The sequence below is a fragment of the Pseudocolwellia agarivorans genome, assembly GCF_002000085.1.
GTDB classification, from domain to species: Bacteria; Pseudomonadota; Gammaproteobacteria; order Enterobacterales; family Alteromonadaceae; genus Pseudocolwellia; species Pseudocolwellia agarivorans.
In genome coordinates this window covers 220,893-235,196 of sequence record NZ_MUZU01000004.1, presented here as the reverse complement: position 1 = coordinate 235,196, position 14,304 = coordinate 220,893, and the positions used below count along the sequence as shown (strand labels likewise).

Genomic DNA, 14,304 nt, shown 5'->3' with positions numbered 1-14,304 from the left:
CTGGCTAAACCCATTCATTAAGAGAATTTAAATATCATGAGTACTAATTCACTCGCTAAAGAAAAGATTAAAATTTTATTGTTAGAAGGTGTACACGAAAGCGCGCTTGAAGAGTTGAAGTCGCAAGGCTACAACAATATAGAATATATAAAAACATCTTTATCGGAAGAAGATTTAATTGAAAAAATAGCTAAGGTTCACTTCATTGGTATTCGTTCACGTACTAACCTTAATGAAAAAGTACTTAGCCACGCTAAAAAACTTGTTGCTATTGGTTGTTTTTGTATTGGTACTAACCAAGTAGATACAAAAGCAGCGCAATCTTTAGGTATTCCAGTATTTAATGCTCCATTCTCAAATACTCGTTCAGTTGCTGAATTAGTACTAGGTGAAACCTTATTATTACTTCGTGGCATTCCAGAAAAAAGTGCACAAGCACACCGTGGCGAATGGAATAAATCAGCTGCGGGTTCATTTGAAGCACGCGGTAAAAGATTAGGTATTATTGGCTACGGTCACATAGGTATGCAGCTAGGTGTTTTAGCAGAAACTGTAGGTATGAAAGTTAAATTTTATGATGTTGAAACTAAATTACCACTAGGTAATGCAAGCCAAGCACCATCACTTAAATCATTACTACAAGAATGTGAAGTTATTAGTTTACATGTTCCTGAAAACCCACAAACTAAAAACATGTTTGGCGCCGAAGAAATAGCTAACATGAAAGATGGAGCAATATTAATCAACGCTTCTCGCGGTACGGTTGTAGATATAGACGCACTAGCTAAAGCTCTAGAAAGTAAAAAACTATCTGGCGCTGCTATCGATGTATTCCCTGTTGAACCTAAAGGTAACGACGAAGAATTCGTATCACCATTACGTGCTTTCGATAATGTTATTTTAACGCCACACATTGGCGGTAGCACAAAAGAAGCACAAGAAAATATTGGTTTAGAAGTAGCAAGTAAATTAGCTAAATACTCTGATAACGGTTCAACGTTATCGGCTGTTAATTTCCCTGAGGTATCATTACCAAGCCATGGTGGTAAAGGTAGAAGCAGACTTTTACATATACACCAGAACCAACCAGGTATTTTAAATAAAATTAACTTAGCCTTTACTCAATTAAATATAAATATTGCTGCTCAGTACTTACAAACAGACGATCAAATTGGTTACGTTGTAATAGATATTGAAACAGAAGACAGTGCTGTAGCCCTTAAAGAGCTTAAGAAAATTGAAGGTACAGTGAAAGCTAGAATACTTCACTAAAGGTACGTTATTGATACTCACTGTTACATGTGAATATTAAATACAAAAAAGGTAGACCAATGGTCTACCTTTTTTATTGCTTACTTTTTAATAAAATACAGAAATATATAAACTAATCTCTTAAAAAATAAAGTGCATACAAGCTAATGCCATTAGTCCTGCAACCACATCATCAATCATAATACCAAAGCCACCATGTACATACTTATCTAAATAAGAAATAGGCCAAGGTTTAACAATATCAAATATACGAAACAGCACAAAACCAACAAGAATACTTTGCCAGCTAATAGGCACTAAAAACATAGTAATTAAATAACCTGCTATTTCATCCCAAACAATAGCGCCATGGTCATGCACACCAACATCTTCAGCTGTTTTTCCACAAATATAAATACCAGCGATACACACAACTAATACCGCTAAGGAATAAAACAAAGGAGTAAGTAAAGCAAATAAAAGAAAAACAGGAATAGCAGCCAAAGTACCAAATGTACCTGGCGCCTTAGGACTTAAACCACTACCAAAACCTAAGGCTAAAAAATGAATAGGATTCGATAAAGTAAATTTAACTACGGGTTTATTCATATTTAAGCTTCAGACTTAGCAAAATGTTCAAAACCATGAGCATTTAACGTAATCGCTTCACCATCTAAAACCGTTGTAATTTTTTCAGTGCCATTTAATTGTCCAATACACGTGGTAGGAATGCCCATATTTGACAACGCAGTTGCCATTCCAACCTTATTATCTTCAGACACAGAAAACAGCAACTCATAATCGTCACCCCCACTAAGAGCTAATGCTATTGCTTTATCTCTTCCTAATGTTTCGCGCATTACCGTTGAAATAGGAATATTCTCTAAATTCAATTTGGCACCAACTTTTGACGCCTTACAAATATGCCCTAAGTCTGAAATAAGGCCGTCAGATATATCGATTGCAGAAGTTGCATAATCTCTTAATGCTTGCCCGGCCAAAACGCGAGGCTTAGGGTAATCTAACTGTTCAAACACTTTACCTTTATCAGCCTCTACCAGATCAACTTTACCTTGAAGGTTTTTAAGCGCTAATGCGGCATCGCCCAATTCACCAGTAACATAAAGCCAATCACCCGCCTTAGCGTTAGAGCGAGTAATAAATTTATCTTTGGGTGCTAAACCTTGAGCAGTAACCGTAATACTTAAAGGCCCTTGAGTGGTGTCTCCACCAATAAGCTGAACATTATAAAATTCACATAACTCAAAAATCCCAGCACAAAACTCTGATAACCATTGTTCATCAACTTCAGGTAATGTTAATGCTAACGAGATCCATGTAGGCTCTGCGCCCATTGCCGCTAAATCAGATAAATTAACAGCAATAGCCTTATGGCCAATAGCTTTTGGTGATGTATTTACAGGAAAATGAACACCAGCTACTAAAGTATCTGTAGTTACAGCAATAAGCTGATGTTCTGCCGGAGCTAACAAGGCACAATCATCGCCAATACCTAAAATAACATCTTTGCGTTTAACTATTTGCTCTGAGAAATAATGCTTAATTAAATCAAATTCTTTCATAGGGGAATATTCAGTTTTGATTATTTGATGTGTCACAAAAACACATCAAATAATTGAGTAGGCTTAAAGTGTGTTGATTAAAACTACAGAAAGTAGACTTTACTCACTAAGCTTCTTTACGGATTAGTTTAACGGCCTTATCTAAAACACCATTAACAAACTTGTGGCTGTCGTCTGCAGCAAAAGATTTAGCGAGTTCAATGGCTTCATTGATCACAACTTTGTATGGAACATCTAAACATTCCTTTAATTCAAAAATAGCCACTCTGAGAACCGCTTTTTCAACATGATCAACATCATCTATAGGTCTATCAACATGTGGCGAAATAAGTAAATCCAACTCACTTGCTGATGATGTTACACCGCGAAATAACTGCTGAAAAAAAGGAATATCAAAACGACGAGCACCATTATCCACTAAAAAGTTGGTTTCGATATCATTAACTGCATTTTGACTTAACTGCCAAGAGTAAACAGCTTGAACAGCTAACTCTCTGGCTTTTCTTCTAGGTGATGGTTTCACTCGTATTTCCAAATATAAAATTAAACTTACTAACTAACGTTAAATAAACAGTAGAACCTATAATAATTCTAAAACATTAATCATTTCTAAAGCACTTAATGCAGCTTCAGCACCTTTGTTGCCTACTTTAAGGCCTGCTCTATCAATGGCTTGTTCGATTGTATCGGTAGTAATTACACCAAACGCTACAGGTAATGTATATTCCATAGCAACTTGCGCTAGGCCTTTATTACACTCACCAGCGACAAAATCGAAATGTGGAGTACCACCACGAATAACCGCGCCAATAGCAATAATAGCGTCGAAGCCACCTTTTTGAGCAACACGCTTAGCTGCTACAGGTAATTCATACGCACCAGGTACACGAATAACTGTAATATCGCTATCCGCAACATTACCATGACGTTTAAGTGCATCAACCGCACCTTCTAATAAACTCTCAACAACAAAACTGTTAAAACGAGAAACAACAATGGCAACTTTTTTGCCTTTAGCATCGAAATTAGCTTCAATTACATTCATGGAAATAACCTCTCGGTAAAAAATTGACGCGATTCTATCAAAAAATGGAAGATTTAGGTACTTCTTTGTTAATCTTTTATAGATAATTCAAATGTATAATTAAAGACTAATGGATAAAAGGATAAAAAAATTCAATAGTCATAGCTCACAGTCTAAACCATAGAAAAAACAACATAAAAACAATAAAAATCAAACACTAAGAAAATAGATAATTTAAAACTCCACTTTGATTATTGCTATAACTTGCAGAAAACAATCTCACAAAGTTAAAAATTACCTACGCTTATTTTATAGAATACCCAATTTTTTTATTTAAGAGCATTTAATAAAAACATTCTCATTAACTCCGTAGCAAAAAAATATACTAACTTTTTTAAATACTTTTCTTATTAAATAAGACTTCGTCCTTTTTAATAAGGCTTTACAGTGCAGTTTGCTCTCCTTATAATATTCAATGCTAGTAACTTCCTTAATATAAATAAGTGTATGATTTGTGATAAATAAAAACGATAACGAAAGGCTCTCTGATTCATTCGTTCCCCCAAAAAGCCAAGGCCTCCCTAAAACAACTGAATTTACATTTACTGAACTGATATTATCTATTTGGGAAGGCAAAATATTCATTATATTCGTTTGCACTATATTTGCAGTTGCCTCCGTGACTATAGCCTTATCAATGCCTAACATTTATAAGGCGTCAGCTTTAATGGCGCCTGTTAGCTCGGAAGGAGGAGCAGGCGGCTTAGCTGGGTTAGCCAGTAAATTTGGTGGATTAGCAGGTATAGCAGGCATTAATATAGGCGGTGGAGATACAACAGATAAGACTAGTCTCGCACTGGAAATCATTAAAACAAGAGCTTTTATTGAGAGCTTTATTGATAGGCATCAATTAACTGTTCCCATCATGGCAGCAAAGAAGTGGGACTACGCATTAAATCAATTAATTTATGATGAAGATGTCTACGATAGCAAACAGAATAAATGGATCAGGCAAGTAGAATTACCTAAAAAGGCAAAACCTTCCCCATGGGAAACATATACCGAATTCACTAAGTTGCTTTCCGTTTCACAATCTAAATTAACTTCAATGATTACTATAGAAATAGAATATTACTCCCCACACATGGCTAAACAGTGGCTTTCTTGGCTTATCTCCGATATAAATAATTTTATGCGTGAACAGGATAAAGTAGAAGCTCAAAATTCAATAAATTACTTAACTAAAAAATTAGATAATATTAAGAATAGTAATATGGAAAACATTTTCTATCAATTAATAGAAGAACAGACAAAAAACATGATGCTCATAGAAGTGAAGCCGGAGTACGTATTGAAAACAATACAACCACCACAAGTTCCTGATGAAAAAGCAAAACCTGCACGAGCACTTATTGTTATTCTAGGTACATTACTAGGGGGAATACTTTCTTTACTTATTGTCTTATTTCGCTTTTTTTCCAAAAAAGCAGATAATGAAAAATCAATTAAAGATAAAAAAAATGAAAAATCAATAACTTAATGTCACATAATATTATACTTACCATTATCAATATTAATGATTTACTGATTTCTCACACCAAACACTTTAATCACCATTATCTCTAACATTCTTTATAAGGTTAATTAATTGGCTTATTTATCACAAAAAATTTTAAAATCAATGGGCTTTGCCTATTTAGGTGATAATGTAAAAATTAGCGATAAGGCAAGTATTTACAATTGTGAATCTGTTTCAATAAATGATAACTCCAGAGTCGATGACTTTTGTATATTATCGGGAAAAATTACTATAGGTAAATACTGTCACATTACTCCTTACTGTTTAATTGCAGGAGGAAAACTTGGAGTTGAAATAGATGACTTTTCAACTTTAGCTTACAGGGTGAATGTTTTCTCTCAGAGCGATGATTACTCAGGCAGTACAATGGTAAACAGCCTTATACCTGTACAATTTAAAAATGAACAATTTACCAAAATCAGTATAGGTAAACATGTAATTATTGGTACTGCCTCAACTATTATGCCTGGAGCTAATATTGCAGATGGTTGCTCAATTGGAGCCATGACTTTACTTAATAAAAGCACAAAACCATGGGGAATTTATATTGGTATTCCTGCAAAACGTATAAAAGAGCGTAATAAAGAAATTCTAAAACTTGAAAAAAAATTTTTAATGGAAAAAAACAATGATCCCATTTAATAAGCCACCTTATACTGGTAATGAAGAACAATATTTATTAGAAGCAGCAAGAAGTAATGCTATGGCTGGGGATGGTCACTTTTCTAAAAAATGTGAAAAATGGTTTGAGCAGCATTTTAATGTAACTAAGTGCTTATTAACGCCTAACTGCACTCAAGCGCTAGAAATGGCTGCGATTTTACTTGACATACAACCAGGTGATGAAGTCATCATGCCTAGTTACACCTTTGTCAGTACAGCAAATGCATTCGTTCTTCGAGGAGCAAAAGTCATTTTTGTTGATATACGTAAAGATACAATGAATATTGACGAAAAAAAAATATCTTCTGCAATTACCAACAAAACAAAAGCCATCGTTGTAGTTCATTATGCAGGTATAGCCTGTGAAATGGATACCATCATGGACATAGCTAAAGCTAATAATCTGTTTGTAGTTGAAGATGCAGCTCAAGGAGTTATGAGTAGCTATAAAGGGAAAAGCTTAGGTACCATAGGCCATTTAGGAGCCTACAGTTTTCATGAAACTAAAAACTATACTAGCGGTGGCGAAGGTGGGCTATTGCTAATTAATGACAGTTTATTTACTGAACGAGCTGAAGTTATCAGAGAAAAAGGCACAAACAGAAGTAAATTCTTTAGAGGAATGATTGATAAATACTCATGGGTAGATGTAGGTAGCAGTTATTTGCCAAGCGAATTACAAGCAGCATACCTTTGGGGACAATTAGAAAATGCCGATACTATCAATAAGAAACGTTTAAGCCTTTGGGAACGTTACTTATCAAATTTAAGCTCTTTACAAAAATCAGATGATTTAGCATTACCTTTCATCCCTAATAGCTGTATACATAATGCACATATGTTTTACGTAAAAGTAAAAGACATTAATACTCGCTCTCATTTTATCTCTTATTTGAAAAAACAAAATATTACTTCAGTATTTCATTATATTCCATTGCATTCAGCAGAAGCGGGGCTTAAATACGGCTCTTTTTCAGGAAAAGATGAATACACGACAACTGAAAGTGAAAGAGTTATTAGGCTACCTATGTACTTCAGCTTATCACTAGATGATGTAGATAATATTTGTAATCATATTCACAATTTTTTTAAATAATAGAGTTTTTTGTGCATATAAAAAAGTCACTTGTGATCACTTATTCAGCCCAAATATATTCTACAATTATAACTCTGGCGCTAACGCCCCTCCTTATATCTTTTGTTGGGGCCGAGGGCTTTGGATTAATTGGATTTTATCTAATATTACAAACATGGTTACAGATTTTTGATGCAGGGATTAGTGGAACACTTTCAAGACAAATAGCACTATCAAAAAACTGTAGGTTATCCCTTAATAGTTTTCTCAAAAATTTTTATAAAATTTATACACTTTTCGCTATTATATCAGTCATCATTTTCTTAATAGGTACGTACACTGCAGAAACCTTTTCTAAACATTGGTTTGAAACCTCGCTTTCAATTGATGTAGTTTCTTTTTGTATAAAATCTATGATGGTTTCACTGAGCTTCAAGTATCTTAGTGGACCATTACGAAGCGGTTTAATTGGTTTAGAGTTCCATGGCCTTCTCGGTATATTCAACCTTTTCTTTACAACATTACGATACCCTGTTGGGCTATTAATCCTTTATTTATATGATAACTCATTAAAAGCATACTTTTCATATCAAGCCGTTATTGCCATTCTTGAATGGCTAGCGCTGCAAGTACTCTTTTATATAAAGTCTAAACAGACAATAAACAATGCAAAAGTATCAGCAAAGCCAATCACGTCTTCCATAAAAACTTTACTCGTTCTCTCTACCCAACTATCTATTCTGTCTATATTATGGGTACTCGTATCACAAATAGACAAACTATTATTGTCTGGAGCAATGTCATTAGAACTGTTTGGTTATTACTCATTAGCCGTAACTATTACAGGAGTTATATTCACACTAAACATGCCTATAAACCAAGTATTAATGCCACGACTAACCTCTTTGATAGCAAATAATAATAATAAAAAATACAGTGAGCTTTTGATTAATGCATCATTATTTTCCGCCGTTTTATTTATTCCTTTTGCTGTATTTATATCATTCTTTGGTAAAGAATTAGTATGGGCATGGACCGGTGATATAAAAGCGGCTGAAAATGCATCTCATTATATTATATGGCTAGCCATTGGAAATGTAGCAGCTGTATTGGTAAATTTTGCATTTCTATTGCAATTTACCTTAAAAAATTTAAAGAAGCATTTAATTGCATATATCATATATAGTGTAATTGTAATCCCCATTACCTTTCTTGTTGTAAAAAACCAGCCTGGCGAAGGTACAGCTATATTTTGGATGCTACATAACTGCTTATTTTTAATTTTATGGGGCGGATATACTTTCAAATTTTACTTAACTAGATACTTTAGCACCGTATTAATTCCTGCTATCATTATAGTCTCAGCAGCTTCATTGGGAATACAAGCTAGTTTTCACACTATTATTGAACACTTAAACCTTGAGAGGTTAGAGTTATTCTTCCTTCTAGCTACTGTAGGATTACTATGTGTTAGTATTCTAATATTATCAATCTGGTTATTAAAAAGTCGCATAACGACTATTGTTCACAATATATCATTGGTTACAGAGAAGTAATTTACCCTAAATGCAAAAATTTATCATATTTTCGCCACCGTACAATGAAAAAAGTGGTGGAATTGTCGTTTTACACAAGCTGTGTCATTTATTAAATGAGTTAGGACATGATGCTAGACTCTACCCACATAATGAACAATTCATTATTGATAAAAATAATTTTTTTAAAACTCTTATAGTTTTTTTAAAATTTGAAATAAAAGCATTATTTAAAGGTTATAAGACCAATAGTAGTTTAAATACTCCAATAATGAATCCTCAAAAAAAACCAAAAATAAGTGATGATACTATTGTAATTTATTCTGAATTAGTTTTAGGCAATCCACTTAAAGCTAAGAATGTTGTAAGATGGTTATTACATCAACCAGGTTTTCATACAGGAAAAGTTATGTATAACCCTGGAGAATTACTATTCAAATTTAATAGTGCTATAGATGATTTCAACTATCCGGGGTCTAAAACGTCAACACAAGAGCTAAAAGTAATCCACTACCCTTTAGAGCACTACAATCTTGAAGAATTACCTGCTAAAAAGAAAGGGGTTGCTTACTGTATTCGTAAAGGGAAACATAAAAAACTAGTTCATGATCTTTCCAGCTCAACTTTAATAGATAACTTATCTCACAAAGAGGTGGCAAAAGTATTTAAAAAATCTAAACAATTTATCTCTTATGATACTTATACAGCATATTCTATATTTGCCGTGCTATGTGGTTGTGAATCAATAGTTATACCAGATAAAAACACAAGCGAAACAGAATGGTACCCAAAAGAAACGGATCGTTATGGTATAGCTTATGGCTTTGAAAATATTGAAAAAGCAAATTCAACAGCACATCTTGTTAAGCAACATATTACTAATGAAGAACAAAAATCTTTAAATAATGTAAAGCTTTGTGTAGATGAAATAAACCATTATTTTTTTAATACTTAATAATGAAACTCCCGAATATAAAAAAAAATGGTTTATTTTATCTTTTAACACTCCTAGTTTTAAGTTTACTTTTAAAAGATTTTTTCAAGATAATGACCCATTTTATCCCTGTTAATATTAATTATATATTCTTACCCTTATACACTATGTTTTTTTTATTATGTTTAGGGCATATATATTTAAGAAAGCAAATTTCAATGTTAGCTTTTTTGTTAATTGTTTTTTTTACTTGGAACAACGTTTCATTTATTTTGTATTACCTTTTTGATAACTCATATAATTACACCTTTTTTAATCTCGTCATCGCACTGTTTTTTCAAGGTATCATTCCAATAACACTAATACTTTTAGCTTATTTACATCCAGATAAAATGTTTAATGCGGTTAAACAATCAAATTTAATCTTGAGCGTATTTACTATAATAATGACAACCTTATTATTCATTTCTTTTATTATTAACCCCAAAGAAGTCACTGATTTTTTTGTAGTACTTATGAAAAACGATCTCATAGTAAATCCTATACAGACACATAAAGGAGGTACTCAGTTAAGATTCAGTAGTATTTTTTATTCTGCTTATTCTTTAGCTCTTTATTGTAATGTTATGATAGTGTTTGCTTTATTTTATATAAAAAGCTCAATAAAAAAAATACTGATGTTACTTATTATTATTCCTTTACTAATTATGACTTTTAATCGTAATGGAATTGCAGTAGCAGCAATTAGTATTTCGGCGTACTTCTGTTGGCGTTTTCTAACCCCCTTTTTTATATATTATATATCAACAATAATAATATGCATTGTCATTGGTGTGCTATTAACTCCATTAGTTCTAAATATAATTGATTATGGATTTGGTCATTCATCTACTGCAGGTATATTTACAAAACTGAGTACTTTAGGTGTAAGATTTAACGCATGGGTTGACTTTTTAAGTCCTAATAACTTCCTTGAATTACTTATTGGAAAAGGGTTCGTTCAAGGGTTAGCCCAAACGACTTTTTATCTTGATAATGGGTTTTACTATTTTATCAGCCAAAACGGTGTTTTTTGGCTATTACTCTTTTTTATTATTGTAGCTATATCGTTTATAAAATTAAAATGGATATACAATAAGTCCCCTGATAATGAAACGGCAGCCTGCCTAACACTATTTATAGGTGGATTATTTGCAATGATATTAAATAACTCGTTTTATGAAAATATATTCTTGATTTTTTATTGGTCATTCCCCTTACTGTTAGTATTCAAAACAGAGTATAATAACAAAAATATTTTCGGATTCTACACAAAGGTATAGTAGTCATTGCTTCAAAATGCCCCCAACATTAATATGTCAAAAAATATAGCCGCAGCAACTCTTACTTATGGTGATAGACTCAATTTCCTTTTTCAATCTATAGATCGATTACTTGAACAAAAATTTATCCATATTTATGTTTACTGCAATGGTATATCACTTACCAATTATCAAAAATTACGAGAAAAATATAAGCAGCCACAATTGTTTTTTTTATATTCTGAAGAAAACTTAGGTTCAGCTGGCGGCTACAGTGAATTACTGCAATACATAGTACAGCATGATAACGCTGAATATATTTTATTACTTGATGATGACAATCTTGTTCCTGTAGATTGCTATGAAACAATATCAAACTTAACTATAAACAATGATGAGTTATATTACTTTCATAGACCTGACCGGACATTACCCAAAATAGCCAGTGAGTTAAAAAAACCAGAACATGTACTAGGTAGCCCTAATTCATTTCTAGGGCGTGATTTGTTTTCGTTAATAAGAAAAGAGTCAGCTTCATACCTTGGCGATTTAGCTGCAGCTCCATATGGTGGTCTTTTACTCAGTAGAGAAGCATTAAGTACAGGAGTACTCCCAATAAAAGAACTCTATCTATATGCTGATGATTATGAATATACCTACCGACTAGTATCTCAATATAGCTTTAAAATTATTTTCTCTGAAGCTCTCTTAATAGAAGATCTTGAGAAAAGTTTTCATTTACATAAAGGTATAAAGCTATTAAATAATAGATACAGTAACGCATCAGACTTACAACTTTATTACTCCGTTAGAAATAACACTTGGTTAGGCTTAAAGCGTAATCAATCAAAAGTCCTATATATGTTAAACATCGCGGTCTTTAGTACTATTTTTTCTTTACAATTTATTTTTTCATTGAAATTAAAAAAAACCAAAATATTTATCAAAGCTATTCGTGACGGTTTCACATTAAACAAAACGATTAACAATTAATTCAATACATATTTAAAATAAAAAGGCTCTAACTTAGCTCTAAAGTTCTACTTGCGTGCGCCTTATTCATGCACATTAAGAGCTAATATAGCCAAATACATATGTATAGCTATACAACCCACATAGGAGCAGTATCATTGGTAAGTTTATATTTAAATTACCTCGTTGAACATAAAAACAGGCGGCCTCATAATGAAAATTAATTTACTCATAGCTCCCTACAGAGATGCCTATTTTCATGAGGAATTTGGACCCGCTGTACGTGACTTACAATTTATAGAGACACTCGCAAAACTTAACGACATACACTCTATTACAGTACTAAATAGACCTGTATCAATTTTAGAACGCCTTCTATTAAAAAAAACGCGCCCTAAAAAAATAAATATAACTAAAATCAATACATACGATGCCACTTCAAAAGACCTATTAGGTGCAATTAAAGGACGTAGTTGGGCGGAAGATGTATATGCTGAAGTTATTAATAAGCACCTTGTAGAAAGTAAATCACAACAATGTATTAATGTCTTTCTTGACTTCTTACCTATTGGTACTTTTAACCCTGCACAATTAAATGGATGGCTATATTGGTACGACTTTATTGATAATTTCAAGAAACATAATCGCTTTACCTCTAATGAAAAACAACTAGTGCAAAAAAAATATCACTTTATTGCTAAGTTCGCTAACTTTATCAGTGGGGTCTCTGATGTTTGCTTAGAAGTCAACAGCCCGTATAAAACCCCCAACACCCAAGTTATATCAAATAAAATTTTTAATAACGTTATTGAAAACATTGATAAAAAACAAAAAAAAACTGATTACGACTTTGGTTTTATAGGTTTTATAACTGATAAATTTGATCTTAAGTTTGTAAAAGAAATAGCAAAAACATACACCGTAGCTATTTACGGTCAAATTATGGATAAAAGAATTGGTAATGAATTATCCTCAATAAAAAATATAACTACATTCGGTAAATTTGCCTATAAGGATGTGCCACAAATATGCCAAACGTTTAAAGTTGGTCTATTACCTTATTTAGCAGAAAAAAGTCATGACGGTTCCCCGCTAAAGCTTTATGAATATATGAAATATAACATCCCTTGCTTAACATCTATAGACTACGAAATAATAGATAGTCGATTCATAAGAAATTATAATACAAGCCAAAGATTACAAGAAGATATTAAAGACATGTATGCAGTGTCTGGTAATAAATTAATATCTGATACCATTCAAGATGATTGGAAGTTAGATGTTAGTTTACAAAACGTTCTAGACCAACTAATACAATCGAATAATAGAGAATAAATATGAGCCATATCGCAATTATTGGTACTGTCGGAGTACCTGCATGTTACGGCGGCTTTGAAACGCTAGTAGAAAACTTACTCGATGAAAAAGACAATGAACATAATATAACCGTATATTGTTCAAGTAAATCATATAACAAACAAACGAGCAAATATAAAAATGCACATTTGCATTTTATCCCTCTCAAAGCAAATGGTGTGCAAAGTATGCCGTATGATATTTGGTCATTATTGCATGCTATTTACACAGGAGCTGATAAAGTACTTATTTTAGGTGTATCAGGGTGTATTTGCTTGCCGTTTATTCGGTTATTTTCGAAGGTTAAAATAGTAACAAACATTGATGGCTTAGAATGGCGCAGAGGCAAATGGAATAAATTTGCAAAAAACTTACTAAAATATTCTGAAAGGCTAGCAGTAAAATATTCTGATACTATAATTGCAGACAATCAGGCCATAGCTAATTATGTCACTGATGAATATGGCGTAATACCAGAAGTTATAGCCTATGGTGGCGATCATGCGATAACATCAGCATTATCAATTATTGATAATGACTACGCTATGGCATTATGTAGAATTGAACCTGAAAATAATATTGAAATGATTTTAGAAAGCTTTAGTCAAACCAATAAAAACCTTAAATTTATTGGTAATTGGGATAATAGTGATTTTGGTAAAAAGATGAAAGTGAAATACCAAACTTTCAAAAACATCGAGATGCTCTCTCCCGTATATGACCTAACAACATTATTTGAAATCAGACAAAAGTGCTCTTTTTATGTTCATGGCCATTCAGCTGGTGGAACAAACCCTTCTCTTGTTGAAATGATGCACTTTAACAAAACAATATTAGCCTTTGATTGTAATTATAATAAGGCTAGCACCGAAAATAGTGCTCACTATTTCTCTAATGTTGATGATCTAGTCGCGCTTATTAACCAGTCAGACACAGTCGATAATGCTGAAAATATGCTAAAAATAGCTGAACGTCGCTACACATGGAAGATAGTTAAACAGCAATATTTAAATTTATTGAACTAAAATTTT

The 14,304-nt window shown here is 32.6% G+C and carries 14 protein-coding genes; 10 read left to right on the top strand and 4 right to left on the bottom strand.

The annotated features are described in order from the left end of the window. Window positions 1-36: 36 nt before the first annotated feature. A complete protein-coding gene (gene serA, locus B0X80_RS08345) occupies window positions 37-1,272 on the top strand; it encodes a phosphoglycerate dehydrogenase (RefSeq protein WP_077339427.1) in 1,236 nt (411 codons plus the stop codon). Window positions 1,273-1,392: 120 nt separating this feature from the next. Here the strand turns inward: serA and B0X80_RS08340 are convergent, their stop codons facing one another. From B0X80_RS08340 to ribH, 4 genes are all read right to left on the bottom strand, one after another. Continuing rightward, window positions 1,393-1,860, bottom strand: coding sequence for a phosphatidylglycerophosphatase A family protein (locus B0X80_RS08340; protein WP_077339426.1), 468 nt, complete (start codon window positions 1,858-1,860; stop codon window positions 1,393-1,395). 2 nt (window positions 1,861-1,862) lie between these two features. Beyond that, complete coding sequence (thiL, locus tag B0X80_RS08335) at window positions 1,863-2,834, bottom strand: thiamine-phosphate kinase (protein WP_077339425.1); 972 nt, start codon at window positions 2,832-2,834, stop codon at window positions 1,863-1,865. A gap of 106 nt (window positions 2,835-2,940) precedes the next feature. Continuing rightward, window positions 2,941-3,357: a transcription antitermination factor NusB gene (gene nusB / locus B0X80_RS08330; protein ID WP_076416903.1), complete on the bottom strand. Its 417-nt coding sequence runs from the start codon at window positions 3,355-3,357 to the stop codon at window positions 2,941-2,943. Between the two features lie 57 nt (window positions 3,358-3,414). Continuing rightward, window positions 3,415-3,879, bottom strand: a complete 465-nt coding sequence (ribH, locus tag B0X80_RS08325; protein WP_077339424.1) for a 6,7-dimethyl-8-ribityllumazine synthase — start codon at window positions 3,877-3,879, stop codon at window positions 3,415-3,417. Window positions 3,880-4,372: 493 nt separating this feature from the next. Between ribH and B0X80_RS08320 the strand changes: the two genes are divergently transcribed. The 9 genes from B0X80_RS08320 to B0X80_RS08280 all read left to right on the top strand — a co-directional run bounded on the left by B0X80_RS08320 (window position 4,373) and on the right by B0X80_RS08280 (window position 14,298). Further along, window positions 4,373-5,398: a Wzz/FepE/Etk N-terminal domain-containing protein gene (locus B0X80_RS08320; RefSeq protein WP_245825418.1), complete on the top strand. Its 1,026-nt coding sequence runs from the start codon at window positions 4,373-4,375 to the stop codon at window positions 5,396-5,398. Between the two features lie 108 nt (window positions 5,399-5,506). Continuing rightward, window positions 5,507-6,079 (top strand): acyltransferase, encoded by a 573-nt coding sequence (locus tag B0X80_RS08315; protein WP_077339423.1) that lies wholly within the window; start codon window positions 5,507-5,509, stop codon window positions 6,077-6,079. Beyond that, a complete protein-coding gene (rffA, locus tag B0X80_RS08310) occupies window positions 6,066-7,196 on the top strand; it encodes a dTDP-4-amino-4,6-dideoxygalactose transaminase (RefSeq protein ID WP_077339422.1) in 1,131 nt (376 codons plus the stop codon). Before B0X80_RS08315 ends, rffA begins: the two co-directional genes overlap by 14 nt. A 32-nt stretch (window positions 7,197-7,228) precedes the next feature. Continuing rightward, window positions 7,229-8,731 carry a lipopolysaccharide biosynthesis protein gene (locus tag B0X80_RS08305; protein ID WP_175623910.1) on the top strand — a complete coding sequence of 501 codons (1,503 nt, stop codon included), beginning with the start codon at window positions 7,229-7,231 and terminating at the stop codon, window positions 8,729-8,731. Between the two features lie 10 nt (window positions 8,732-8,741). Then, entirely contained in the window at window positions 8,742-9,665 is a 924-nt protein-coding gene (locus B0X80_RS08300; protein ID WP_077339419.1) for a hypothetical protein, read from the top strand. A 2-nt stretch (window positions 9,666-9,667) separates the two neighbouring features. After that, a complete protein-coding gene (locus tag B0X80_RS08295) occupies window positions 9,668-10,966 on the top strand; it encodes a hypothetical protein (RefSeq protein ID WP_175623909.1) in 1,299 nt (432 codons plus the stop codon). Between the two features lie 33 nt (window positions 10,967-10,999). Then, window positions 11,000-11,938, top strand: coding sequence for a glycosyltransferase family protein (locus tag B0X80_RS08290; protein WP_139345302.1), 939 nt, complete (start codon window positions 11,000-11,002; stop codon window positions 11,936-11,938). A gap of 192 nt (window positions 11,939-12,130) precedes the next feature. Beyond that, window positions 12,131-13,252 carry a glycosyltransferase family protein gene (locus B0X80_RS20440; RefSeq protein WP_175623908.1) on the top strand — a complete coding sequence of 374 codons (1,122 nt, stop codon included), beginning with the start codon at window positions 12,131-12,133 and terminating at the stop codon, window positions 13,250-13,252. A 2-nt stretch (window positions 13,253-13,254) separates the two neighbouring features. Beyond that, on the top strand, window positions 13,255-14,298 hold the full coding sequence (locus B0X80_RS08280) for a DUF1972 domain-containing protein (protein ID WP_077339413.1): 1,044 nt from the start codon (window positions 13,255-13,257) through the stop codon (window positions 14,296-14,298). Window positions 14,299-14,304 lie beyond the last annotated feature (6 nt).

Coding starts and splice junctions, on each gene's coding strand:
- serA (WP_077339427.1), top strand. CDS start 37: ATGAGTACTAATTCACTCGCTAAAGAAAAGATTAAAATTTTATTGTTA.
- B0X80_RS08340 (WP_077339426.1), bottom strand. CDS start 1,860: ATGAATAAACCCGTAGTTAAATTTACTTTATCGAATCCTATTCATTTT.
- thiL (WP_077339425.1), bottom strand. CDS start 2,834: ATGAAAGAATTTGATTTAATTAAGCATTATTTCTCAGAGCAAATAGTT.
- ribH (WP_077339424.1), bottom strand. CDS start 3,879: ATGAATGTAATTGAAGCTAATTTCGATGCTAAAGGCAAAAAAGTTGCC.
- rffA (WP_077339422.1), top strand. CDS start 6,066: ATGATCCCATTTAATAAGCCACCTTATACTGGTAATGAAGAACAATAT.
- B0X80_RS08300 (WP_077339419.1), top strand. CDS start 8,742: ATGCAAAAATTTATCATATTTTCGCCACCGTACAATGAAAAAAGTGGT.
- B0X80_RS08295 (WP_175623909.1), top strand. CDS start 9,668: ATGAAACTCCCGAATATAAAAAAAAATGGTTTATTTTATCTTTTAACA.
- B0X80_RS08290 (WP_139345302.1), top strand. CDS start 11,000: ATGTCAAAAAATATAGCCGCAGCAACTCTTACTTATGGTGATAGACTC.
- B0X80_RS20440 (WP_175623908.1), top strand. CDS start 12,131: ATGAAAATTAATTTACTCATAGCTCCCTACAGAGATGCCTATTTTCAT.
- B0X80_RS08280 (WP_077339413.1), top strand. CDS start 13,255: ATGAGCCATATCGCAATTATTGGTACTGTCGGAGTACCTGCATGTTAC.